The sequence below is a fragment of the Kitasatospora sp. NPDC093550 genome (assembly GCF_044764985.1).
Taxonomy (GTDB): domain Bacteria; phylum Actinomycetota; class Actinomycetes; order Streptomycetales; family Streptomycetaceae; genus Kitasatospora.
Map to the genome: position 1 here is coordinate 136,695 of NZ_JBIWJF010000017.1, position 19,760 is coordinate 156,454.

The window sequence follows — 19,760 nt, forward strand, 5'->3', positions numbered from 1 at the left end:
AGCGCGGGGGCCGGAGGGGGAGTCGTGTGGCAACTAAGGACAAAGGACTACTGAGTAGCCATGGCGGGACAGAAGATCCGCATCCGGCTCAAGGCCTACGACCACGAGGTCATCGACTCCTCGGCGAAGAAGATCGTCGAGACGGTGATCCGTACTGGTGCGCAGGTCGCGGGCCCGGTGCCGCTGCCCACTGAGAAGAACGTGTACTGCGTCATCCGCTCGCCGCACAAGTACAAGGACTCGCGCGAGCACTTCGAGATGCGTACTCACAAGCGTCTGATCGACATCCTCGACCCCACGCCGAAGACGGTTGACTCGCTGATGCGTCTCGACCTGCCGGCCGGCGTCGACATCGAGATCAAGCTCTGAGAGGCGCACCGAAGATGGCTAAGCAGATTAAGGGCATCCTGGGCGAGAAGCTCGGCATGACCCAGGTCTGGGACGAGAACAACCGGGTCGTCCCGGTGACCGTCGTCAAGGCCGGGCCGAATGTCGTGACCCAGGTCCACACCGCCGACAGCCCGGCCGGCTACGACGCCGTCCAGATCGGCTTCGGCGAGATCGACCCCCGCAAGGTGAACAAGCCCCTCGCGGGTCACTTCGCCAAGGCCGGTGTCACCCCGCGCCGTCACCTGGTCGAGCTGCGTACCTCGGACGCCTCCGAGTACACCCTGGGCCAGGAGATCACCGCCGAGCTGTTCGAGGCGGGTGTCAAGGTCGACGTGACCGGCACCTCCAAGGGCAAGGGCTTCGCCGGTGTCATGAAGCGCCACAACTTCCGTGGTCTCGGCGCCGGTCACGGCACCCAGCGCAAGCACCGCTCGCCCGGTTCCATCGGTGGCTGCGCCACCCCGGGCCGTGTGTTCAAGGGCCTGCGCATGGCTGGTCGGATGGGCCACGAGCGTGTCACGACCCAGAACCTGACCGTGCACGCGGTCGACGCGGAGAAGGGTCTGCTGCTCATCAAGGGCGCCGTCCCGGGCCCGAACGGCGGCCTCGTCCTCGTCCGCACCGCGGCGAAGGGGCTGTGAGGAAATGAGCACCATTGACATCCTGTCGCCGGCTGGCGACAAGACCGGCAGCATCGAGCTGCCGGCCGAGATCTTCGACGCGAAGGTCAGCGTTCCGCTGATGCACCAGGTCGTCGTGGCGCAGCTCGCTGCGGCCCGTCAGGGCACCCACAAGACCAAGACTCGTGGCGAGGTCCGCGGTGGCGGCAAGAAGCCGTACCGCCAGAAGGGCACCGGCCGCGCCCGTCAGGGCTCGACCCGTGCGCCGCAGTTCGCCGGCGGTGGCGTCGTGCACGGTCCCGTGCCGCGCGACTACTCGCAGCGGACCCCGAAGAAGATGATCGCCGCCGCCCTCCGCGGTGCGCTCACCGACCGGGCCCGCCACAACCGCATTCACGTCGTCACCGGCGTGACCGCGACCGAGGCGCCGTCGACCAAGGCCGCCAAGAGCCTGTTCGGCAAGATCACCGAGCGCAAGAACGTCCTCCTGGTCGTCGAGCGCGACGACGAGCTGGGCCTCAAGTCCGCTCGCAACCTGCCGCACGTGCACATCCTGGACGCCGGTCAGCTGAACACCTACGACGTGCTCGTCTCCGACGATGTGGTCTTCACCCAGGCCGCCTTCGAGCGTTTCGTGGCCGGTCCGGCCGCGTCCGCCAAGGCCGTTGCCGCTGAGGGCGAGCTCGAAGGGAGCGCCGCCTGATGAGCGACGTTACGAGCAAGACGTTCACGGACCCCCGTGACGTCCTGGTGAAGCCGGTCATCTCCGAGAAGAGCTACAGCCTTCTCGACGAGAACAAGTACACGTTCATCGTGTCGCCGGGCGCCAACAAGACCCAGATCAAGCAGGCCGTCGAGGCGGTCTTCTCGGTCAAGGTCGAGGCTGTCAACACGATCAACCGTCAGGGCAAGCGCAAGCGCTCCAAGACGGGCTTTGGCAAGCGCAAGGACACCAAGCGCGCCATCGTGACGCTGGCCGAGGGCAACCGCATCGACATCTTCGGTGGTCCGGTCTCCTGAACAGGGAGATCGTGATCGTCGATTAGGACGAGGACGAGAGAGCCAAATGGGCATCCGCAAGTACAAGCCGACTACGCCGGGCCGTCGTGGCTCCAGCGTGGCCGACTTCGTAGAAATCACGCGGTCCACTCCGGAGAAGTCGCTGGTTCGCCCGCTGCACAGCAAGGGCGGCCGTAACAACGCCGGTCGTGTCACCGCTCGCCACCAGGGTGGCGGTCACAAGCGCGCCTACCGCGTGATCGACTTCCGTCGTCACGACAAGGACGGCGTGCCGGCCAAGGTCGCGCACATCGAGTACGACCCGAACCGCACCGCGCGCATCGCGCTCCTGCACTACGCGGACGGCGAGAAGCGCTACATCATCGCGCCGCGCGGCATCGCGCAGGGTGACCGGATCGAGAACGGCGCTGGCGCCGACATCAAGCCGGGCAACAACCTGCCGCTGCGCAACATCCCGGTCGGTACCACCATCCACGCGGTGGAGCTGCGTCCCGGCGGCGGTGCCAAGCTGGCCCGCTCGGCCGGCTCCGGCATCCAGCTGCTGGCGCGTGAGGGCAAGATGGCGCACCTGCGCATGCCCTCCGGTGAGATCCGCCTGGTTGACGCGCGCTGCCGCGCCACCGTCGGCGAGGTCGGCAACGCCGAGCAGTCGAACATCAACTGGGGCAAGGCCGGCCGCATGCGCTGGAAGGGCGTCCGCCCGACCGTGCGTGGTGTCGCCATGAACCCGATCGACCACCCGCACGGTGGTGGTGAGGGTAAGACCTCCGGTGGTCGCCACCCGGTCTCGCCGTGGGGTAAGCCCGAGGGCCGTACCCGTCGCCCGAACAAGGCGTCGGACAAGCTCATCGTGCGCCGCCGCAAGACCAACAAGAAGCGCTAGGAGCAGGTCAGATGCCGCGCAGTCTCAAGAAGGGCCCCTTCATCGACGGCCACCTCATCAAGAAGGTGGACGCTCAGAACGAGGCGGGTACCCAGAACGTCATCAAGACCTGGTCCCGTCGTTCCGTGATCTCCCCGAGCATGCTCGGTCACACGATCGCGGTTCACGATGGCCGTAAGCACGTCCCGGTGTTCGTCACCGAGTCGATGGTCGGCCACAAGCTCGGCGAGTTCGCTCCGACCCGTACCTTCCGTGGTCACGTGAAGGAAGACCGGAAGTCGAAGCGCCGCTAAGCCTGAGCTTGCGCGCCAAAAAGACTCAATGACTTACTCCATTAAGGGGACAACCATGGAAGCCAGGGCTCAGGCGCGGTACATCCGCGTGACGCCCATGAAGGCCCGCCGCGTGGTGGACCTCATCCGTGGCATGAATGCCACGGAGGCCCAGGCCGTCCTGCGTTTCGCTCCGCAGGCCGCCACCGTGCCGGTCGGCAAGGTGCTCGACAGCGCCATCGCCAACGCCGCGCACAACTACAACCACTCCAACGTGGACGACCTCTACATCTCCGAGGCGTACGTTGACGAGGGCCCGACCCTGAAGCGGTTCCGTCCGCGTGCCCAGGGCCGCGCCTACCGGATCCGCAAGCGGACCAGCCACATCACCGTGGTCGTCAGCAGCAAGGAAGGGACCCGGTAATGGGCCAGAAGGTTAACCCGCACGGGTTCCGCCTCGGCATCAGCACGGACTTCAAGTCCCGCTGGTACGCCGACAAGCTGTACAAGGACTACGTCAAGGAAGACGTCGCCATTCGTCGCATGATGACGAAGGGCATGGAGCGCGCCGGCATCTCCAAGGTCGAGATCGAGCGCACCCGCGACCGCGTCCGCGTCGACATCCACACCGCCCGCCCCGGCATCGTCATCGGTCGCCGTGGCACCGAGGCCGACCGCATCCGCGGCGACCTCGAGAAGCTGACCGGCAAGCAGGTCCAGCTGAACATCCTCGAGGTCAAGAACCCCGAGCTGGACGCCCAGCTCGTGGCTCAGGGCGTCGCGGAGCAGCTGTCCTCCCGCGTCTCGTTCCGTCGTGCCATGCGCAAGTCGATGCAGGGCACCATGAAGTCCGGCGCCAAGGGCATCAAGGTCCAGTGCTCCGGTCGTCTCGGCGGCGCCGAGATGAGCCGTTCGGAGTTCTACCGCGAGGGTCGCGTGCCGCTGCACACCCTGCGTGCGAACGTCGACTACGGCTTCTTCGAGGCCAAGACCACCTTCGGCCGCATCGGCGTGAAGGTCTGGATCTACAAGGGCGACGTCAAGAACATCGCCGAGGTCCGCGCTGAGAACGCCGCTGCCCGCTCGGGCAACCGCCCGGCCCGTCCCGAGGGTGGTCGTCCCGCCCGCGGTGGCGAGCGTCGTGGTGGCGAGCGCGGTGGCCGCGGCCGTCGTCCCGCCGCTGCCGAGGCCCCCGCGGCCCCGGTCGCCGAGGCTCCGGCTGCCGAGAACACCGGAACGGAGGCCTGACCGCAATGCTGATCCCCCGTCGGGTCAAGCACCGCAAGCAGCACCACCCCAAGCGCCGTGGCGCCTCCAAGGGTGGCACCGAGCTGGCGTTCGGCCAGTTCGGCATCCAGGCCGTGACCCCGGCCTACGTGACGAACCGTCAGATCGAGTCCGCTCGTATCGCGATCACCCGTCACATCCGTCGTGGCGGCAAGGTCTGGATCAACATCTACCCGGACCGCCCGCTCACCAAGAAGCCGGCCGAGACCCGCATGGGTTCCGGTAAGGGTTCGCCGGAGTGGTGGATCGCGAACGTGCACCCGGGTCGGGTCATGTTCGAGCTGTCGTACCCGAACGAGAAGGTTGCTCGCGAGGCGCTCACCCGCGCCGCGCACAAGCTGCCGATGAAGTGCCGGATCGTCCGGCGCGAGGACGGTGAGAGCTGATGTCGGCCGCTACCAAGGCTGCTGAGCTTCGCTCGCTGGACAACGAGGGTCTCGTTGCCAAGCTGCGCGAGGCCAAGGAGGAGCTGTTCAACCTCCGCTTCCAGGCGGCGACCGGGCAGCTCGACAACCACGGACGGCTCAAGCTCGTCCGCAAGGACATCGCGCGGATCTACACCCTGATGCGCGAGCGCGAGCTGGGCATCGAGACGGTGGAGAACGCCTGATGACTGAGAACACCAACGAGACGCGCGGTTTCCGCAAGACCCGTGAGGGTCTCGTCGTCAGCGACAAGATGGACAAGACCGTCGTCGTCGCCGTCGAGGACCGCGTCAAGCACGCTCTGTACGGCAAGGTCATCCGCCGTACGAACAAGCTGAAGGCGCACGACGAGCAGAACGCTTGCGGCATCGGCGACCGGGTCCTCCTCGCGGAGACCCGCCCGCTGTCCGCGTCCAAGCGCTGGCGCGTCGTCGAGATCCTCGAGAAGGCCAAGTAACGAAGCCGATGAGGTACGGCCGTATGTGCAGCGGGTCCCCCCGGGGGCGCCGGTGTGAGCAGCGGCCGGCCCGTCGACTCTCGTTGACGATCAGGAGAAAGCTGTGATCCAGCAGGAGTCGCGACTGCGTGTCGCCGACAACACTGGTGCCAAGGAGATCCTTTGCATCCGTGTTCTCGGTGGCTCCGGTCGCCGCTACGCCGGTATCGGGGACGTCATCGTCGCGACCGTCAAGGACGCGATCCCCGGTGGTTCGGTGAAGAAGGGTGACGTCGTCAAGTGCGTCGTCGTCCGCACCGTCAAGGAGCGTCGTCGTCCGGATGGCTCGTACATCCGCTTCGACGAGAACGCCGCTGTCGTGCTGAAGAACACCGAGGGTGACCCCCGTGGCACCCGCATCTTCGGCCCGGTCGGCCGCGAGCTGCGCGACAAGAAGTTCATGAAGATCATCTCGCTGGCGCCGGAGGTGCTCTAACCCATGGCGAACAGCATGAAGATCAAGAAGGGTGACCTGGTTCAGGTCATCACCGGCAAGGACAAGGGCAAGCAGGGCAAGGTCATCCAGGCCATGCCGGCTGAGAACAAGGTCCTGGTCGAGGGTGTGAACCGGGTCAAGAAGCACACCAAGCCGGGTCCGGGCACCCAGGGTGGCATCGTCACCGTCGAGGCCCCGGTTCACGTCTCCAACGTCCAGCTGGTCGTGGAGAAGGACGGCAAGAAGGTCGTCACCCGCGTTGGCTACCGCTTCGACGACGAGGGCAACAAGATCCGCGTTGCCAAGCGAACCGGTGAGGACATCTGATGTCTGAGACGACTGTTGAGAAGGTGACCCCCCGTCTCAAGGAGCGCTACCGCTCCGAGATCAAGGGTCAGCTGCAGGAGCAGTTCTCGTACGAGAACGTCATGCTGATCCCCGGCCTGGTCAAGGTCGTGGTCAACATGGGTGTCGGCGAGGCTGCCCGTGACAGCAAGCTGATCGAGGGTGCCATCAAGGACCTGACCGCGATCACCGGTCAGAAGCCGGCCGTCACCAAGGCCCGCAAGTCCATCGCGCAGTTCAAGCTGCGCGAGGGTCAGCCGATCGGCACCCACGTCACCCTCCGCGGTGACCGCATGTGGGAGTTCCTGGACCGTCTGGTGTCGCTGGCCCTGCCGCGTATCCGTGACTTCCGTGGTCTCTCCCCGAAGCAGTTCGACGGCCGTGGCAACTACACGTTCGGTCTGACCGAGCAGGTTATGTTCCACGAGATCGACCAGGACAAGGTCGACCGTCAGCGCGGTATGGACATCACCGTCGTGACCACCGCTCAGACCGACGACGAGGGCCGGGCGCTCCTGCGCGCTCTGGGCTTCCCGTTCAAGGAGGCGTGAGCCAATGGCGAAGAAGTCCCTCATCGCGAAGTCCGAGCGCAAGCCGAAGTTCGGCGTCCGGGCCTACACCCGGTGCCAGCGCTGCGGCCGTCCGCACTCGGTGTACCGCAAGTTCGGCCTGTGCCGTGTCTGCCTCCGTGAGATGGCGCACCGCGGCGAGCTGCCGGGCGTGACCAAGAGCTCCTGGTAGTCCCGGAGCTTTAGGTACGCAGCGACGCAGAGGTGCCCGATCCCACACGGCCCGTTTTTGGGCTGCCGTACGGATTCCCGTAAGGTAGTGGGGTCGGGCCCCCTGCCACGGCTTCCCCATGGACGTCCGTGGCCCTCTTGAAGGGCTCGCACCCAGTCTTACTACGTCGCAGGTCCCCTGCGCTTGTGCCCCTGACGAACTCGCGAGAGTGCGGAAGGGGGACCTGGCGCGGAGAAACCACGGCGAGAGAGGCCTGAGGCCATCATGACCATGACCGACCCCATCGCAGACATGCTCACGCGTCTGCGTAACGCGAACTCGGCGTACCACGACTCTGTCGCGATGCCGTCGAGCAAGATCAAGGCGCACGTCGCCGAGATCCTGCAGCAGGAGGGTTACATCTCCTCCTACAAGGTTGAGGAGCCCGTCGAGGGCGAGGTCGGCAAGAAGCTGACCATCGAGCTCAAGTTCGGCCCCAACCGTGAGCGCTCCATCGCCGGCATCAAGCGCATCAGCAAGCCGGGTCTGCGCGTTTACGCAAAGTCCACCAACCTGCCGAAGGTTCTCGGCGGCCTGGGCGTGGCGATCATCTCCACGTCGTCCGGCCTCCTGACCGACAAGCAGGCCGCCAAGAAGGGCGTAGGCGGAGAAGTTCTCGCCTACGTCTGGTAATTCGGGAAACGGAGGTACAGCAATGTCGCGCATTGGACGGCTGCCCATCCAGGTCCCCGCTGGCGTGGACGTCACCATCGATGGCCAGGCGGTCTCGGTGAAGGGCCCGAAGGGCTCCCTCACCCACGTCGTCGCCGAGCCGATCGAGATCGGCAAGGGCGAGGACGGCACCGTGCTCGTCACCCGCCCCAACGACGAGCGTCGCTCGAAGGCCCTCCACGGCCTGACCCGCACGCTGGTGGCGAACATGATCACCGGCGTGACCGCGGGCTACCGCAAGTCGCTGGAGATCAGCGGTGTTGGTTACCGTGTGAACGCGAAGGGCTCCGACATGGAGTTCTCGCTCGGTTACAGCCACCCGATCCTGGTCACCGCGCCCGAGGGTATTTCCTTCGTCGTCGAGTCCCCCACCAAGTTCCACGTGGACGGCATCGACAAGCAGAAGGTCGGCGAGGTCGCCGCGAACATCCGCAAGCTGCGCAAGCCCGACCCGTACAAGGCCAAGGGCGTCAAGTACGCGGGCGAGGTCATCCGCCGCAAGGTCGGAAAGAGTGGTAAGTAAGCGATGAGTGTCTCTGTCAAGATCGGCAAGGGCAACGCCTACAAGAGCGCCGCTCGCAAGCGCCGCGCGATCCGCGTTCGCAAGCGCGTCGTCGGCACCGAGGTGCGTCCGCGCCTCGTCGTGACGCGCTCGAACCGTCACATGGTCGCCCAGGTCATCGACGACGCCAAGGGTCACACCCTGGCGTCGGCGTCCACCCTCGACGTGTCCATCAAGGGCGCCGAGGGCGACAAGACCGAGCTGGCCAAGAAGGTCGGGAGCCTGGTCGCCGAGCGCGCCAAGGCCGCCGGCATCGAGTCGGTCGTCTTCGACCGCGCGGGCAACCGGTACGCCGGCCGCATCGCCGCCCTGGCGGACGCGGCTCGCGAGGCCGGGCTCGACTTCTAAGCCGCTCGTCGACTCTGTCGACGGACGTAAACGAGAGAGGTAATTCCAATGGCTGGACCCCAGCGCCGCGAAGGCGGCGCCGGTCGCGGCACGGGTGGCGAGCGGCGCGACCGTAAGCGTGATGGTCAGGGCAACGCCCCGGCCGTCGAGAAGACCGCTTACGTCGAGCGCGTCGTCGCGATCAACCGTGTCGCCAAGGTTGTCAAGGGTGGCCGTCGCTTCAGCTTCACCGCGCTCGTCGTGGTGGGCGATGGCGAGGGCACCGTGGGTGTCGGTTACGGCAAGGCGAAGGAGGTTCCGGCCGCCATCGCCAAGGGCGTTGAGGAGGCCAAGAAGAACTTCTTCCGCGTCCCCCGTATCCAGGGCACCATCCCTCACCCGGTTCAGGGTGAGAAGGCCGCCGGCGTGGTGCTGCTGAAGCCCGCCGCCCCCGGTACCGGTGTTATCGCCGGTGGTCCGGTGCGTGCCGTCCTGGAGTGCGCCGGCATCCACGACATCCTGTCGAAGTCGCTCGGCTCGGACAACGCGATCAACATCGTGCACGCCACCGTGGCTGCTCTGAAGGGCCTCGTCCGCCCCGAGGAGATCGCCGCCCGTCGTGGCCTGCCGCTGGAGGACGTGGCCCCCGCCGCTCTGCTGCGGGCGCGTGCTGCTGGGGTGAGCGCCTGATGGCTCGCCTGAAGATCACGCAGACCAAGTCGTACATCGGCAGCAAGCAGAACCACCGTGACACCCTGCGTTCGCTCGGCCTGAAGCGCATGCACGACGTCGTGGTGAAGGAGGACCGTCCCGAGATCCGCGGGATGGCCCACACGGTCCGTCACCTGGTGACGGTTGAGGAGGTGGACTGATCATGGGCGACAACCCGATCAAGATCCACAACCTGCGTCCCGCCCCGGGTGCCAAGACCGACAAGATCCGCGTGGGTCGTGGTGAGGGCTCCAAGGGTAAGACCGCTGGTCGTGGTACCAAGGGCACCAAGGCCCGCTACCAGGTTCCGCAGCGCTTCGAGGGTGGCCAGATGCCGCTCCACATGCGTCTGCCGAAGCTGAAGGGCTTCAAGAACCCGTTCAAGATCACGTTCCAGGTCGTCAACCTCGACAAGCTGGCCGAGCTCTACCCGCAGGGTGGCGAGGTCACGGTCGAGGACCTGGTCGCGAAGGGCGCGGTTCGCAAGAACTCCCTCGTCAAGGTGCTCGGCACCGGCGAGGTCTCGGTCGCCCTGCAGGTGACGGTGGACGCCGTCTCCGGCTCGGCCGCCGAGAAGATCAAGGCCGCCGGCGGTACGGTCACCGAGCTCGTCTGAGCCCGCTGACACCCGGCTTCGAGCCCCGCACCTCCCCCGGGAGGTGCGGGGCTCGCGCCTTGTCCGGTTCGGCCACGGACGGAAAAAAGGCCGGAACGGCCCTCGTTCTTTTGTGTGGCAAAACCGGGCATCCCGTACCCCGTGAGTGGGGGAGCGACCGTGCGCGCTTCTTCGGAGTGGCCGCGCACTGTTAGAGTCCGTGGAGTTCCCTTGTAGGCTGCGCGTAGGCTCGCCTGTGCCGTCTGTACGGGGGCCCGAACCGCAAACTCCCCAATTCAGGACCGACCCTCCCGCCGACGACGCGCGGGAGGCGCAGGAGGCACCGTGCTCAGTGCGTTCGCGCGGGCGTTCCAGACGCCCGACCTGCGCAAGAAGCTGCTGTTCACGCTGGGCATCATGGTGCTGTTCCGGCTGGGCTCGCACATTCCGATTCCGGGCGTGAGCTTCACGGCCGTGAACGAGTGCGTGAAGGAGACCAAGAACAGCGGCCTCTTCGGGCTCGTCAACCTGTTCAGCGGTGGCGCGCTCCTCCAGTTGACGATCTTCGCCCTCGGGATCATGCCGTACATCACGGCGAGCATCATCCTCCAGCTCCTCACGGTCGTGATTCCGCGACTGGAGATGCTGAAGAAGGAGGGCCAGGCCGGCCAGGCCAAGATCACCCAGTACACCCGCTACCTGACCATCGCGCTCGCCGTGCTCCAGGGCACCGGCATCGTGGCGACGGCCTCCAGCGGTGCGCTGTTCTCCGGCTGCCCGCTGGCCAACCAGATCGTGCCGGACACCGGTGTGTTCCGGATCGCGGTGATGGTCCTCACCATGACGGCCGGCACCACGGTCATCATGTGGCTGGGCGAGCTGATCACCGACCGCGGCATCGGCAACGGCATGTCGCTGCTGATCTTCACCTCGATCGCGGCGCAGTTCCCGTCCTCGATGTGGGCGATCAAGCAGTCCGGCACCATCGGCGACGGCTGGGTCGAGTTCCTCTCCGTGGTCGCGGTCGGCATCGTCGTCGTGATGCTGGTCATCTTCGTCGAGCAGGCCCAGCGCCGGATCCCGGTGCAGTACGCGAAGCGGATGATCGGCCGCCGGGCGTTCGGCGGCACCTCGACCTACATCCCGCTCAAGGTGAACCAGGCGGGTGTCATCCCGGTCATCTTCGCCTCGTCGCTGCTGTACATCCCCGCCCTGGTGGTCCAGCTGACCAACAGCCAGGCGGGCTGGGCCACGTGGATCCGGACGAACTTCGTCAAGGGTGACCACCCGATCTACATGGCCACCTACTTCCTGCTGATCGTCTTCTTCGCGTTCTTCTACGTCGCCATCTCCTTCAACCCCGAAGAAGTTGCCGACAATATGAAGAAGTATGGTGGCTTCATCCCGGGCATCCGGGCCGGCCGGCCGACGGCCGAGTACCTGAACTACGTGCTGACCCGAATCACGTGGCCGGGTTCGCTCTACCTGGGCCTGATCGCGTTGATCCCGATGATCGCCCTGGTCGCCTTCGGACAGCAGACCAACTTCCCGTTCGGCGGCACCAGCGTTCTCATCGTCGTCGGCGTCGGACTCGAAACTGTGAAGCAGATCGAGAGCCAGCTCCAGCAGCGCAATTACGAAGGGTTCCTCCGCTGATGCGTATCGTCCTCGTTGGTCCTCCCGGGGCCGGGAAGGGTACTCAGGCGCACCTGCTCGCCAAGACCCTGTCCATTCCCCACATCTCCACCGGCGACCTCTTCCGTGCCAACATCGGCCAGGGCACCCCGCTGGGGCTCGAGGCCAAGGGCTACATGGACGCGGGCCGTCTGGTACCGGACGAGGTCACCATCGGGATGGCCAAGGACCGCATGCTCCAGGAGGACGCCGCCGACGGCTTCCTGCTCGACGGCTTCCCCCGCAACCTCGGCCAGGCCGAGGCGCTGGACGAGTTCCTCGCCGAGCAGGGCATCAAGCTGGACGGCGTGCTGGACCTGGAGGTCCCCGAGGACGAGGTCGTCCGCCGGATCGCCGGCCGTCGCCTGTGCCGCAAGAACGGCAGCCACGTGTTCCACGTCGCGTACAACCCGCCGAAGGTCGAGGGCGTCTGCGACGAGTGCGGCGGCGAGCTGTACCAGCGCTCGGACGACACCGAGGAGGCCGTGCGCACGCGCCTGGAGGTCTACCACACGGAGACCGAGCCGATCATCGGGTACTACAAGGAGCAGGGTCTCCTGGTGACCATCCCGGCCCTCGGCAAGGTGGAAGAGGTCACCGCCCGCGCGATCGAGGCGCTGAAGCAGGACAGCTGAGTCTCTCGGCGAACGTACGACGGTACGGCCGGGTCGCCCGCCCAGCGGGCGGCCCGGCCGTTTCGGCGTCGTACGGTGGTAGGCAGTGGTAATCCGGACTTGGAAGGCGTGACCAGATGGTGGAGATCAAGACCCCCGAGCAGATCGCGAAGATGCGAGCGGCCGGGCTGGTCGTCGCCGAGGCCCTCAAGGCCTGCCGCGCGGCGGTCGCGCCGGGGGTGACCACCCAGGAGCTCAACGACGTCGCGGACAAGGTCATCACCGACCACGGCGCCACCTCGAACTTCCGGGCCCACCACGGCGGCCTGTGGTTCCCGGGCGTGATCTGCGCCTCGGTGAACAACGAGGTCGTGCACGGCATCCCCGGCGAGCGGGTGCTGCAGGAGGGCGACCTCATCTCGATCGACTGCGGCGCCATCCTGGACGGCTGGCACGGCGACGCGGCGATCACCGTGGCGGTCGGCGAGGTCCGCCCCGAGGTCGAGATGCTGAGCCGGGTGACCGAGGGCTCGATGTGGGCCGGCATCGCCCAGATGAAGAAGAGCAACCGCCTGGTCGACGTCTCCAAGGCGATCGAGGGCTACATCCGCCGCCAGCCGCTGCCGCCCAAGGGCAAGTGGGGCATCACCGAGGGTTACGGCGGCCACGGCATCGGCACCGCGATGCACATGGAGCCGCACGTGCTGAACTACGTCGAGCGCGGCCGCGGCAAGGGACCGAAGCTGGTGCCCGGCACCGTGCTGGCGATCGAGCCGATGGTCTCGCTCGGCACCCCGCACACGACCGTGCTGGAGGACGACTGGACGGTCGTCACCAACGACGGCACCTGGGCCTCGCACTGGGAGCACTCCGTGGCCGTGACCGAGGAGGGTCCGCTGGTGCTGACCGCCTTCGACGGCGGCAAGGCCGAACTGGCGAAGCTGGGCATCACCGCAGCTCCGGACCCGCTCGCGTAGTCGCGGGGGCGGCCGGAGGCCGTCACTGACGAGGGATCAGGGCCCTGGAGGTTTGGACCTCCAGGGCTTTTGTCCTATTTTTATCGGCTGACAGGGGGCCGCTGTGGCCTGACCGGTTCACGAGCGATGCAGGAGAGAGCGCGTGCTCAAGGGATTCCGCGACTTCATGATGCGCGGCAACGTCGTCGACATGGCCGTCGGTGTGGTCATCGGTGCCGCGTTCACCGCGGTCGTGACCGGCTTCGTGTCGGCCTTCCTCACCCCGCTGGTGGGCGTGGTGGTCGGCGCGGCGGGCGACTTCAGCTCGTACAAGGCGCACGTCGCCGGGGTCACCTTCCCCTACGGTCAGTTCCTCAACGTCCTGATCGCCTTCGTCATGACCGCCGCGGTGCTCTACTTCTGCGTGGTGCTGCCGATCACCAAGGCGACCGAGCGCTACCTGCCGAAGAAGCCGAAGGCCCCGAAGCGTCCGTGCCCCGAATGCCTCACCGAGATCCCCGAGGCCGCCCGCCGCTGCTCGGCCTGCACCGCGCACGTGGAGCCGCTGGTGGTGTCCACCGGGGCCTGACGGGGCCGGTGTGACAGGTGCCGCTTTCCGGTACCCCCGTTTTGGTCCACCGGACGCGCTGGCGTAGGATGGACCGTCGGCTCACTCGTAGCGTGCTTCAGCACGCCCTCTTCCCCTCGGGGGCGGGGTGAACCCAGGTTCGCACGAGCGTTCCGCATACGGTAGCCGGTCCCGGAAGGTGGATCTCGCAGTTCATGGCTAAGAAGCAAGGCGCCATTGAGATCGAGGGCACCGTGATCGAGTCTCTTCCGAACGCGATGTTCAAGGTCGAGCTGCAGAACGGTCACAAGGTCCTCGCGCACATCAGTGGCAAGATGCGCATGCACTACATCCGCATCCTGCCGGACGACCGGGTCGTCGTGGAGCTCAGCCCCTACGACCTCACGCGCGGCCGGATCGTCTACCGCTACAAGTAAGAACGTCAGATCTAGACCCGGAGAACCTGAAACATGAAGGTCAAGCCGAGCGTCAAGAAGATCTGCGACAAGTGCAAGGTGATCCGCCGTCACGGCCGGGTCATGGTGATCTGCGACAACCTGCGCCACAAGCAGCGCCAGGGCTGATCTCTCCCCAGCATTTCTCGTAGTACTTCGCGCGACGCGAAAACGTCATGAGCGGGCTACCCGATCCGTTCCGTACGGACTGCCGCCCCCGGTCAGAGGCCGGGGCTCCCTCACCGTGAGGTGTCGGAGTAGGTAGCACGCAAGACCTCTGAAGAACCACAGGAGCCATGAATGGCACGCCTCGCCGGCGTTGATCTCCCCCGTGAGAAGCGGATCGAGATCGCCCTCACCTACGTGTACGGCATCGGCCGTACCCGCGCCCAGCAGACCCTCGCCGAGACCGGCGTCAACCCGGATGTCCGCGTTCGCGACATCTCCGAGGAAGACCTGGTCAAGCTGAGCCAGTACATCGACGCCAACTACACGGTCGAGGGTGACCTCCGCCGTGAGGTGGCCGCCGACATCCGCCGCAAGGTCGAGATCGGCTGCTACGAGGGTCTGCGTCACCGCCGTGGCCTGCCGGTCCGCGGCCAGCGCACCCACACCAACGCGCGTACCCGCAAGGGCCCGCGTCGCGCGATCGCCGGCAAGAAGAAGCCGGGCAAGAAGTAGTCCGTCCCGTAACCGGACATCCCTCCGGCCCGCGGGTCAGCGGACCGACCACCTCAGTAGGAGAACAGACTTATGCCCCCCAAGGGTCGTCAGGCTGCCGGCGCGAAGAAGATCCGCCGCAAGGAAAAGAAGAACGTCGCTCACGGCCACGCGCACATCAAGAGCACGTTCAACAACACCATCGTTTCGATCACCGACCCGTCGGGCAACGTGATCTCCTGGGCCTCCGCCGGCCACGTCGGCTTCAAGGGCTCGCGCAAGTCCACCCCGTTCGCCGCGCAGATGGCCGCCGAGGCCGCTGCCCGTCGCGCGCAGGAGCACGGCATGCGCAAGGTTGACGTCTTCGTGAAGGGTCCGGGCTCCGGCCGCGAGACCGCGATCCGTTCGCTCCAGGCCACCGGCCTGGAGGTCGGCTCGATCCAGGACGTCACCCCCACCCCGCACAACGGCTGCCGTCCGCCGAAGCGCCGCCGCGTCTGACCCCATCGTCCCTTCGGGGGCGACCCGGTCACGCTGGGTTCTGCTGTAAACCTCGTACGGGCTCCCGTTTTGGACGGGAGCCCGTACGCTTGGTCCTGTCGGCATCAAATAGTGGGTGCCGAAGACAACTGGAGGATTACCCCCCATGCTTATCGCTCAGCGTCCCTCGCTGACCGAAGAGGTCGTCGACGAGTTCCGCTCGCGGTTCGTGATCGAGCCGCTCGAGCCGGGCTTCGGCTACACCCTCGGCAACTCCCTGCGCCGCACGCTCCTGTCGTCGATCCCGGGTGCCGCTGTCACCAGCATCCGCATCGACGGCGTCCTGCACGAGTTCACCACCGTGCCGGGCGTCAAGGAGGACGTGACCGACCTCATCCTCAACATCAAGCAGCTGGTCGTCTCCTCGGAGCACGACGAGCCGGTCGTGATGTACCTGCGCAAGCAGGGCCCGGGTGTCGTCACCGCCGCCGACATCGCCCCGCCGGCGGGTGTCGAGGTGCACAACCCCGAGCTGGTCCTCGCCACCCTGAACGGCAAGGGCAAGCTGGAGATGGAGCTGACCGTCGAGCGCGGTCGCGGCTACGTCTCCGCCGTCCAGAACAAGGCCTCCGGCCAGGAGATCGGCCGCATCCCGGTCGACTCGATCTACAGCCCCGTGCTGAAGGTCACCTACAAGGTCGAGGCCACCCGTGTCGAGCAGCGGACCGACTTCGACAAGCTGATCGTCGACGTCGAGACCAAGCCCGCCATGCGTCCGCGCGACGCCATGGCCTCGGCCGGCAAGACCCTGGTGGAGCTGTTCGGCCTCGCCCGCGAGCTGAACATCGACGCCGAGGGCATCGACATGGGCCCGTCCCCGACGGACGCCGCCCTGGCCGCCGACCTGGCGCTGCCGATCGAGGAGCTGGAGCTCACCGTCCGCTCCTACAACTGCCTCAAGCGCGAGGGCATCCACACCGTGGGTGAGCTCGTCGCCCGCTCCGAGGCCGACCTGCTCGACATCCGCAACTTCGGTGCGAAGTCGATCGACGAGGTCAAGGCGAAGCTGGCCGGCATGGGCCTGGCCCTCAAGGACAGCCCGCCCGGGTTCGACCCGACCGCCGCCGCCGACGCCTTCGGCGCCGACGACCTGGACGACGCGGGTTACGCGGAGACCGAGCAGTACTGAGAGACTTGACCGCGGGGGCGGTTCCCCGGAACCGCCTCCGCTGTCGTGAAAGTCGTGCGGGCACAGTGCCCGTACGCCCGCTGTGGTACCTGGTACGGCCGCAGTCGGAGATTCGAGGAGTAATTCCATGCCGCGTCCCACCAAGGGTGCCCGCCTCGGCGGCGGCCCGCACCACGAGCCGCTGCTGCTCGCCGGTCTGTGCCGGGAGCTGTTCCAGTACGGCCGCATCACCACGACCGAGGCCAAGGCCCGTCGGATGCGCCCGCTGGCGGAGAAGCTGATCACCAAGGCGAAGAAGGGCGACCTGCACAACCGTCGCCTGGTGCGCAAGACCATCACCGACGTGTCGGTGCTGCACACCCTCTTCACCGAGATCGCGCCGCGCTACGAGAACCGCCCGGGTGGCTACACCCGCATCACCAAGATCGGTCCCCGTCGTGGCGACAACGCCCCGATGGCCGTGATCGAGCTGGTCGAGGCGCTGACCGTCGCGCAGACCGCCGTGGGTGAGGCCGAGGCCGCCACCAAGCGCGCCGTCAAGGAGGCCGACGAGGCCGCCGCCGTCGCCAAGGCCGACGAGGGCAGCAAGGCCGACGAGGCCGAGGCCGCCGAGCAGGCCTGACACCTCTAGGTGTTGCGCGGGCCCGCTCTCCCAGTGATGGGGGAGCGGGCCCGTTCCTTGTCTTCGAGGACCCGGGAGAAGAGAAGCAGTGGTCAACGATTGCGCCGAGCAGCCGCCGGTGAAGGACGGTCCGGCCGACGGGTACGTCCGGGTCCGGCTCGACCTCGCCTACCAGGGCGCCGAGTTCTCCGGCTGGGCCCGCCAGAAGGGCGGCCGCCGGACGGTCCAGGAGGAGATCGAGACCGCGCTGCAGATCGTCACCCGCAGCCCGGAGTCGTTCCCGCTGACCGTGGCCGGCCGCACCGACGCCGGGGTGCACGCCCGCGGCCAGGTCGCGCACGTCGACCTGCCCGCCGAGCTGTGGGAGGCGCACCGGGAGAAGCTGCTGCGCCGGCTGGCCGGCCGGCTCCCCGGGGACGTCCGGATCTACCGGGTCGGCGAGGCGCCGGCCGGGTTCGACGCCCGCTTCTCGGCGATCTGGCGCCGGTACGCCTACCGGGTCGCCGACCACCCGGGCGGGGTGGACCCGCTGCTGCGCGGCCACGTGCTGTGGCACGACCGCCCGCTGGACCTGGACCGGATGAACGCCGCCGCGAAGCTGCTGCTCGGCGAGCACGACTTCGCCGCGTACTGCAAGAAGCGCGAGGGCGCCACCACCATCCGCACCCTGCTGGAGCTGCACTGGGACCGCGTCCCGGTGGACTCCTACGCGGCCCAGGAGGGCTCGCTCGCGGTCGCCACCGTCCGGGCCGACGCCTTCTGCCACAACATGGTCCGGGCGCTGGTCGGCGCGATGCTGCTGGTCGGCGACGGGCACCGGCCGGTGGAGTTCCCCGGCGAGGTGCTGGCGGGCGGGGTGCGCAACTCGGCCGTCAACGTGATCCGGCCGTACGGGCTCACGCTGGAGGAGGTCGGCTACCCGCCGGACGACCAGCTGGCCGAGCGCAACCGGGCGGCCCGGCGGATGCGCACCCTCCCGGGGCAGCCGGCGGTCACGGGATAATCGGTTTTGGCCCGGCGCGTCCGCTTGGGACAATCCCTCCCATGGGACACGTCGAGATTTCGCACCTGGAGTACTACCTGCCGGACGGGCGGGTGCTGTTCGACGACGCGTCCTTCCGGGTCGGCGAGGGCGCCGCGGTCGCCCTGGTCGGCGCGAACGGCGCCGGCAAGACCACGCTGCTGCGGATGATCGCGGGGGACCTCCAGCCGCACGGCGGCTCGGTGACGATCAGCGGCGGACTCGGCGTGATGCGCCAGTTCGTCGGCACCACCGGCCGGGAGGACCAGCAGTCCTCCCCGGGCGCGCTGCCCTCCGACGCCTCGGTGCGCGACCTGCTGGTCTCGGTCGCCCCCGAGCGGATCGCGGTGGCCGCCCGCGCGGTGGACGCCGCCGAGCTGGCGATGATCGCCCAGGACGACGAGAAGACGCAGATGGCCTACGCCCAGGCGCTCTCCGACTGGGCGGACGTCGGCGGCTACGACTACGAGACCGACTGGGACGTCTGCACCATGGCGGCCCTCGGGATGCCGTTCGACAAGGCCCAGTGGCGCGGCCTGAACACCCTCTCCGGCGGCGAGCAGAAGCGGCTCGTGCTGGAGGCGCTGCTGCGCGGCCCGGAGGAGGTGCTCCTGCTCGACGAGCCCGACAACTACCTGGACGTCCCGGCCAAGCGCTGGCTGGAGGACGCCATCAAGGCCACCTCGAAGACCGTCCTGTTCATCTCGCACGACCGCGAGCTGCTCTCCCGGACGGCCGACAAGATCATCAGCGTCGAGTCCGGCGGGGCCGGCAGCAGCGTCTGGGTGCACGGCGGCGGCTTCGACACCTTCCACGAGGCCCGCAAGGCCCGCTTCGAGCGCTTCGAGGAGCTGCGCCGCCGCTGGGACGAGGAGCACGCCAAGCTCAAGAAGCTGGTCGTCACCCTGCGCCAGGCCGCCGCCGTCAGCCACGAGATGGCCTCCCGCTACTCCGCCGCCCAGACCCGGCTGAAGAAGTTCGAGGAGGCCGGCCCGCCGGAGGCCCCGCCGCGCGAGCAGAGCATCACCATGCGGCTCAAGGGCGGGCGCACCGGCGTGCGCGCGTTCACCATGGAGCGGCTGGAGCTGACCGGCCTGATGCAGCCCTTCGACCTGGAGGTCTTCTACGGCGAGCGGGTCGCCGTGCTGGGCGCCAACGGCGCCGGCAAGTCGCACCTGCTGCGGCTGCTGGCGGGCGACGGCACGGTGGAGCACACCGGTGAGTGGAAGCTCGGCGCCCGGGTCGTGCCCGGCCACTTCCGGCAGACCCACGCCCACCCGGAGCTGTTCGGCCGGACGGTCCGCTCGATCGTCGAGGAGGAGCACGCGCTCAGCCGCGGCGCCGCGATGGGCGCGCTGCGCCGGTACGAGCTGGACCGCCAGGAGGAGCAGAAGTTCGAGTCGCTGTCCGGCGGACAGCAGGCCCGGCTGATGATCCTCAAGCTCGAACTCTCCGGTGTGACGGCCCTGTTGCTCGACGAGCCGACCGACAACCTGGACCTGGAGAGCGCCGAGGCGCTGCAGGCCGGGCTGGAGGCCTTCGACGGCACCGTGCTGTGCGTCACCCACGACCGCTGGTTCGCCAGGACCTTCGACCGTTTCCTGGTGTTCGGCGCGGACGGCCGGGTGTACGAGTCGCCCGAGCCGGTCTGGGACGTCACCCGGGTGGAGCGCGAACGCTGAGTGACGACGGGGGTCGGG

The 19,760-nt window shown here is 67.6% G+C and carries 33 protein-coding genes; all 33 read left to right on the forward strand.

The genetic code is table 11. The features are described 5' to 3' along the window. Nucleotides 1-60: 60 nt before the first annotated feature. The 33 genes from rpsJ to ACIRD3_RS26425 all read left to right on the forward strand — a co-directional run bounded on the left by rpsJ (nt 61) and on the right by ACIRD3_RS26425 (nt 19,742). Nucleotides 61-369: a 30S ribosomal protein S10 gene (gene rpsJ / locus ACIRD3_RS26265; RefSeq protein WP_012785157.1), complete on the forward strand. Its 309-nt coding sequence runs from the start codon at nt 61-63 to the stop codon at nt 367-369. 14 nt (nt 370-383) lie between these two features. After that, entirely contained in the window at nt 384-1,031 is a 648-nt protein-coding gene (rplC, locus tag ACIRD3_RS26270; RefSeq protein ID WP_153460994.1) for a 50S ribosomal protein L3, read from the forward strand. A 4-nt stretch (nt 1,032-1,035) separates the two neighbouring features. Then, nucleotides 1,036-1,713 (forward strand): 50S ribosomal protein L4, encoded by a 678-nt coding sequence (gene rplD, locus ACIRD3_RS26275; protein ID WP_402221186.1) that lies wholly within the window; start codon nt 1,036-1,038, stop codon nt 1,711-1,713. Beyond that, nucleotides 1,713-2,030, forward strand: a complete 318-nt coding sequence (gene rplW / locus ACIRD3_RS26280; RefSeq protein ID WP_030280768.1) for a 50S ribosomal protein L23 — start codon at nt 1,713-1,715, stop codon at nt 2,028-2,030. The genes rplD and rplW overlap by 1 nt, the downstream gene beginning before the upstream one ends. Nucleotides 2,031-2,076: 46 nt before the next feature. Beyond that, on the forward strand, nt 2,077-2,913 hold the full coding sequence (rplB, locus tag ACIRD3_RS26285; protein WP_030232466.1) for a 50S ribosomal protein L2: 837 nt from the start codon (nt 2,077-2,079) through the stop codon (nt 2,911-2,913). 11 nt (nt 2,914-2,924) lie between these two features. Beyond that, nucleotides 2,925-3,206, forward strand: a complete 282-nt coding sequence (gene rpsS / locus ACIRD3_RS26290) for a 30S ribosomal protein S19 (protein WP_030280772.1) — start codon at nt 2,925-2,927, stop codon at nt 3,204-3,206. A 55-nt stretch (nt 3,207-3,261) separates the two neighbouring features. After that, nucleotides 3,262-3,609, forward strand: a complete 348-nt coding sequence (rplV, locus tag ACIRD3_RS26295; protein WP_030280773.1) for a 50S ribosomal protein L22 — start codon at nt 3,262-3,264, stop codon at nt 3,607-3,609. Further along, a complete protein-coding gene (gene rpsC / locus ACIRD3_RS26300; RefSeq protein ID WP_030055823.1) occupies nt 3,609-4,433 on the forward strand; it encodes a 30S ribosomal protein S3 in 825 nt (274 codons plus the stop codon). Before rplV ends, rpsC begins: the two co-directional genes overlap by 1 nt. A 5-nt stretch (nt 4,434-4,438) precedes the next feature. Continuing rightward, nucleotides 4,439-4,858, forward strand: a complete 420-nt coding sequence (gene rplP / locus ACIRD3_RS26305) for a 50S ribosomal protein L16 (RefSeq protein ID WP_030300385.1) — start codon at nt 4,439-4,441, stop codon at nt 4,856-4,858. Next, nucleotides 4,858-5,082: a 50S ribosomal protein L29 gene (rpmC, locus tag ACIRD3_RS26310; RefSeq protein ID WP_030232478.1), complete on the forward strand. Its 225-nt coding sequence runs from the start codon at nt 4,858-4,860 to the stop codon at nt 5,080-5,082. Before rplP ends, rpmC begins: the two co-directional genes overlap by 1 nt. Then, nucleotides 5,082-5,354 (forward strand): 30S ribosomal protein S17, encoded by a 273-nt coding sequence (gene rpsQ / locus ACIRD3_RS26315; protein ID WP_097237488.1) that lies wholly within the window; start codon nt 5,082-5,084, stop codon nt 5,352-5,354. Before rpmC ends, rpsQ begins: the two co-directional genes overlap by 1 nt. A gap of 103 nt (nt 5,355-5,457) precedes the next feature. Further along, entirely contained in the window at nt 5,458-5,829 is a 372-nt protein-coding gene (rplN, locus tag ACIRD3_RS26320) for a 50S ribosomal protein L14 (protein WP_030232481.1), read from the forward strand. Between the two features lie 15 nt (nt 5,830-5,844). Continuing rightward, entirely contained in the window at nt 5,845-6,156 is a 312-nt protein-coding gene (gene rplX / locus ACIRD3_RS26325; protein ID WP_030232484.1) for a 50S ribosomal protein L24, read from the forward strand. After that, nucleotides 6,156-6,725, forward strand: coding sequence for a 50S ribosomal protein L5 (rplE, locus tag ACIRD3_RS26330; RefSeq protein WP_402221194.1), 570 nt, complete (start codon nt 6,156-6,158; stop codon nt 6,723-6,725). Before rplX ends, rplE begins: the two co-directional genes overlap by 1 nt. Nucleotides 6,726-6,729: 4 nt before the next feature. Next, nucleotides 6,730-6,915: a type Z 30S ribosomal protein S14 gene (locus ACIRD3_RS26335; protein WP_030055830.1), complete on the forward strand. Its 186-nt coding sequence runs from the start codon at nt 6,730-6,732 to the stop codon at nt 6,913-6,915. Nucleotides 6,916-7,179: 264 nt separating this feature from the next. After that, nucleotides 7,180-7,587, forward strand: coding sequence for a 30S ribosomal protein S8 (gene rpsH / locus ACIRD3_RS26340; protein WP_402221197.1), 408 nt, complete (start codon nt 7,180-7,182; stop codon nt 7,585-7,587). Between the two features lie 22 nt (nt 7,588-7,609). After that, nucleotides 7,610-8,149: a 50S ribosomal protein L6 gene (gene rplF, locus ACIRD3_RS26345; RefSeq protein ID WP_402221200.1), complete on the forward strand. Its 540-nt coding sequence runs from the start codon at nt 7,610-7,612 to the stop codon at nt 8,147-8,149. Nucleotides 8,150-8,152: 3 nt separating this feature from the next. Then, nucleotides 8,153-8,536 (forward strand): 50S ribosomal protein L18, encoded by a 384-nt coding sequence (gene rplR / locus ACIRD3_RS26350; RefSeq protein ID WP_030280785.1) that lies wholly within the window; start codon nt 8,153-8,155, stop codon nt 8,534-8,536. 48 nt (nt 8,537-8,584) lie between these two features. After that, nucleotides 8,585-9,205 (forward strand): 30S ribosomal protein S5, encoded by a 621-nt coding sequence (gene rpsE, locus ACIRD3_RS26355; protein WP_402221202.1) that lies wholly within the window; start codon nt 8,585-8,587, stop codon nt 9,203-9,205. Continuing rightward, nucleotides 9,205-9,387: a 50S ribosomal protein L30 gene (gene rpmD / locus ACIRD3_RS26360; protein ID WP_030055835.1), complete on the forward strand. Its 183-nt coding sequence runs from the start codon at nt 9,205-9,207 to the stop codon at nt 9,385-9,387. The genes rpsE and rpmD overlap by 1 nt, the downstream gene beginning before the upstream one ends. 2 nt (nt 9,388-9,389) lie before the next feature. Continuing rightward, entirely contained in the window at nt 9,390-9,842 is a 453-nt protein-coding gene (rplO, locus tag ACIRD3_RS26365; protein WP_030280790.1) for a 50S ribosomal protein L15, read from the forward strand. Between the two features lie 324 nt (nt 9,843-10,166). Then, the gene (gene secY / locus ACIRD3_RS26370) at nt 10,167-11,477 is read left to right on the forward strand and encodes a preprotein translocase subunit SecY (protein ID WP_350519915.1); all 1,311 of its coding nucleotides are present in this window, start codon (nt 10,167-10,169) and stop codon (nt 11,475-11,477) included. Further along, nucleotides 11,477-12,130, forward strand: coding sequence for an adenylate kinase (locus ACIRD3_RS26375; RefSeq protein ID WP_402221205.1), 654 nt, complete (start codon nt 11,477-11,479; stop codon nt 12,128-12,130). The genes secY and ACIRD3_RS26375 overlap by 1 nt, the downstream gene beginning before the upstream one ends. A 116-nt stretch (nt 12,131-12,246) precedes the next feature. Then, the gene (gene map / locus ACIRD3_RS26380; RefSeq protein ID WP_402221208.1) at nt 12,247-13,086 is read left to right on the forward strand and encodes a type I methionyl aminopeptidase; all 840 of its coding nucleotides are present in this window, start codon (nt 12,247-12,249) and stop codon (nt 13,084-13,086) included. A gap of 142 nt (nt 13,087-13,228) precedes the next feature. Continuing rightward, nucleotides 13,229-13,654 carry a large conductance mechanosensitive channel protein MscL gene (gene mscL / locus ACIRD3_RS26385; RefSeq protein ID WP_402221211.1) on the forward strand — a complete coding sequence of 142 codons (426 nt, stop codon included), beginning with the start codon at nt 13,229-13,231 and terminating at the stop codon, nt 13,652-13,654. Between the two features lie 194 nt (nt 13,655-13,848). Next, nucleotides 13,849-14,070 carry a translation initiation factor IF-1 gene (gene infA / locus ACIRD3_RS26390; RefSeq protein ID WP_003956442.1) on the forward strand — a complete coding sequence of 74 codons (222 nt, stop codon included), beginning with the start codon at nt 13,849-13,851 and terminating at the stop codon, nt 14,068-14,070. Between the two features lie 33 nt (nt 14,071-14,103). Beyond that, nucleotides 14,104-14,217: a 50S ribosomal protein L36 gene (gene rpmJ, locus ACIRD3_RS26395; protein ID WP_003956441.1), complete on the forward strand. Its 114-nt coding sequence runs from the start codon at nt 14,104-14,106 to the stop codon at nt 14,215-14,217. Nucleotides 14,218-14,388: 171 nt separating this feature from the next. Beyond that, on the forward strand, nt 14,389-14,769 hold the full coding sequence (rpsM, locus tag ACIRD3_RS26400; protein ID WP_097237495.1) for a 30S ribosomal protein S13: 381 nt from the start codon (nt 14,389-14,391) through the stop codon (nt 14,767-14,769). 72 nt (nt 14,770-14,841) lie between these two features. Continuing rightward, a complete protein-coding gene (gene rpsK / locus ACIRD3_RS26405; RefSeq protein WP_014136257.1) occupies nt 14,842-15,249 on the forward strand; it encodes a 30S ribosomal protein S11 in 408 nt (135 codons plus the stop codon). 145 nt (nt 15,250-15,394) lie between these two features. After that, entirely contained in the window at nt 15,395-16,417 is a 1,023-nt protein-coding gene (locus ACIRD3_RS26410) for a DNA-directed RNA polymerase subunit alpha (RefSeq protein ID WP_030055844.1), read from the forward strand. Nucleotides 16,418-16,544: 127 nt separating this feature from the next. Further along, complete coding sequence (gene rplQ / locus ACIRD3_RS26415; RefSeq protein ID WP_402221216.1) at nt 16,545-17,039, forward strand: 50S ribosomal protein L17; 495 nt, start codon at nt 16,545-16,547, stop codon at nt 17,037-17,039. Nucleotides 17,040-17,127: 88 nt separating this feature from the next. Beyond that, entirely contained in the window at nt 17,128-18,042 is a 915-nt protein-coding gene (gene truA, locus ACIRD3_RS26420) for a tRNA pseudouridine(38-40) synthase TruA (protein ID WP_402221218.1), read from the forward strand. Between the two features lie 41 nt (nt 18,043-18,083). Next, nucleotides 18,084-19,742, forward strand: a complete 1,659-nt coding sequence (locus ACIRD3_RS26425; RefSeq protein WP_402221219.1) for an ABC-F family ATP-binding cassette domain-containing protein — start codon at nt 18,084-18,086, stop codon at nt 19,740-19,742. Nucleotides 19,743-19,760: the final 18 nt, after the last annotated feature.

What these genes read in the sequence shown, in the direction of transcription:
- rpsJ (WP_012785157.1), top strand. Translation starts at nt 61, where the DNA reads ATGGCGGGACAGAAGATCCGCATCCGGCTCAAGGCCTACGACCACGAG.
- rplC (WP_153460994.1), top strand. Translation starts at nt 384, where the DNA reads ATGGCTAAGCAGATTAAGGGCATCCTGGGCGAGAAGCTCGGCATGACC.
- rplD (WP_402221186.1), top strand. Translation starts at nt 1,036, where the DNA reads ATGAGCACCATTGACATCCTGTCGCCGGCTGGCGACAAGACCGGCAGC.
- rplW (WP_030280768.1), top strand. Translation starts at nt 1,713, where the DNA reads ATGAGCGACGTTACGAGCAAGACGTTCACGGACCCCCGTGACGTCCTG.
- rplB (WP_030232466.1), top strand. Translation starts at nt 2,077, where the DNA reads ATGGGCATCCGCAAGTACAAGCCGACTACGCCGGGCCGTCGTGGCTCC.
- rpsS (WP_030280772.1), top strand. Translation starts at nt 2,925, where the DNA reads ATGCCGCGCAGTCTCAAGAAGGGCCCCTTCATCGACGGCCACCTCATC.
- rplV (WP_030280773.1), top strand. Translation starts at nt 3,262, where the DNA reads ATGGAAGCCAGGGCTCAGGCGCGGTACATCCGCGTGACGCCCATGAAG.
- rpsC (WP_030055823.1), top strand. Translation starts at nt 3,609, where the DNA reads ATGGGCCAGAAGGTTAACCCGCACGGGTTCCGCCTCGGCATCAGCACG.
- rplP (WP_030300385.1), top strand. Translation starts at nt 4,439, where the DNA reads ATGCTGATCCCCCGTCGGGTCAAGCACCGCAAGCAGCACCACCCCAAG.
- rpmC (WP_030232478.1), top strand. Translation starts at nt 4,858, where the DNA reads ATGTCGGCCGCTACCAAGGCTGCTGAGCTTCGCTCGCTGGACAACGAG.
- rpsQ (WP_097237488.1), top strand. Translation starts at nt 5,082, where the DNA reads ATGACTGAGAACACCAACGAGACGCGCGGTTTCCGCAAGACCCGTGAG.
- rplX (WP_030232484.1), top strand. Translation starts at nt 5,845, where the DNA reads ATGAAGATCAAGAAGGGTGACCTGGTTCAGGTCATCACCGGCAAGGAC.
- rplE (WP_402221194.1), top strand. Translation starts at nt 6,156, where the DNA reads ATGTCTGAGACGACTGTTGAGAAGGTGACCCCCCGTCTCAAGGAGCGC.
- ACIRD3_RS26335 (WP_030055830.1), top strand. Translation starts at nt 6,730, where the DNA reads ATGGCGAAGAAGTCCCTCATCGCGAAGTCCGAGCGCAAGCCGAAGTTC.
- rpsH (WP_402221197.1), top strand. Translation starts at nt 7,180, where the DNA reads ATGACCATGACCGACCCCATCGCAGACATGCTCACGCGTCTGCGTAAC.
- rplF (WP_402221200.1), top strand. Translation starts at nt 7,610, where the DNA reads ATGTCGCGCATTGGACGGCTGCCCATCCAGGTCCCCGCTGGCGTGGAC.
- rplR (WP_030280785.1), top strand. Translation starts at nt 8,153, where the DNA reads ATGAGTGTCTCTGTCAAGATCGGCAAGGGCAACGCCTACAAGAGCGCC.
- rpsE (WP_402221202.1), top strand. Translation starts at nt 8,585, where the DNA reads ATGGCTGGACCCCAGCGCCGCGAAGGCGGCGCCGGTCGCGGCACGGGT.
- rpmD (WP_030055835.1), top strand. Translation starts at nt 9,205, where the DNA reads ATGGCTCGCCTGAAGATCACGCAGACCAAGTCGTACATCGGCAGCAAG.
- rplO (WP_030280790.1), top strand. Translation starts at nt 9,390, where the DNA reads ATGGGCGACAACCCGATCAAGATCCACAACCTGCGTCCCGCCCCGGGT.
- ACIRD3_RS26375 (WP_402221205.1), top strand. Translation starts at nt 11,477, where the DNA reads ATGCGTATCGTCCTCGTTGGTCCTCCCGGGGCCGGGAAGGGTACTCAG.
- map (WP_402221208.1), top strand. Translation starts at nt 12,247, where the DNA reads ATGGTGGAGATCAAGACCCCCGAGCAGATCGCGAAGATGCGAGCGGCC.
- infA (WP_003956442.1), top strand. Translation starts at nt 13,849, where the DNA reads ATGGCTAAGAAGCAAGGCGCCATTGAGATCGAGGGCACCGTGATCGAG.
- rpmJ (WP_003956441.1), top strand. Translation starts at nt 14,104, where the DNA reads ATGAAGGTCAAGCCGAGCGTCAAGAAGATCTGCGACAAGTGCAAGGTG.
- rpsM (WP_097237495.1), top strand. Translation starts at nt 14,389, where the DNA reads ATGGCACGCCTCGCCGGCGTTGATCTCCCCCGTGAGAAGCGGATCGAG.
- rpsK (WP_014136257.1), top strand. Translation starts at nt 14,842, where the DNA reads ATGCCCCCCAAGGGTCGTCAGGCTGCCGGCGCGAAGAAGATCCGCCGC.
- ACIRD3_RS26410 (WP_030055844.1), top strand. Translation starts at nt 15,395, where the DNA reads ATGCTTATCGCTCAGCGTCCCTCGCTGACCGAAGAGGTCGTCGACGAG.
- rplQ (WP_402221216.1), top strand. Translation starts at nt 16,545, where the DNA reads ATGCCGCGTCCCACCAAGGGTGCCCGCCTCGGCGGCGGCCCGCACCAC.
- ACIRD3_RS26425 (WP_402221219.1), top strand. Translation starts at nt 18,084, where the DNA reads ATGGGACACGTCGAGATTTCGCACCTGGAGTACTACCTGCCGGACGGG.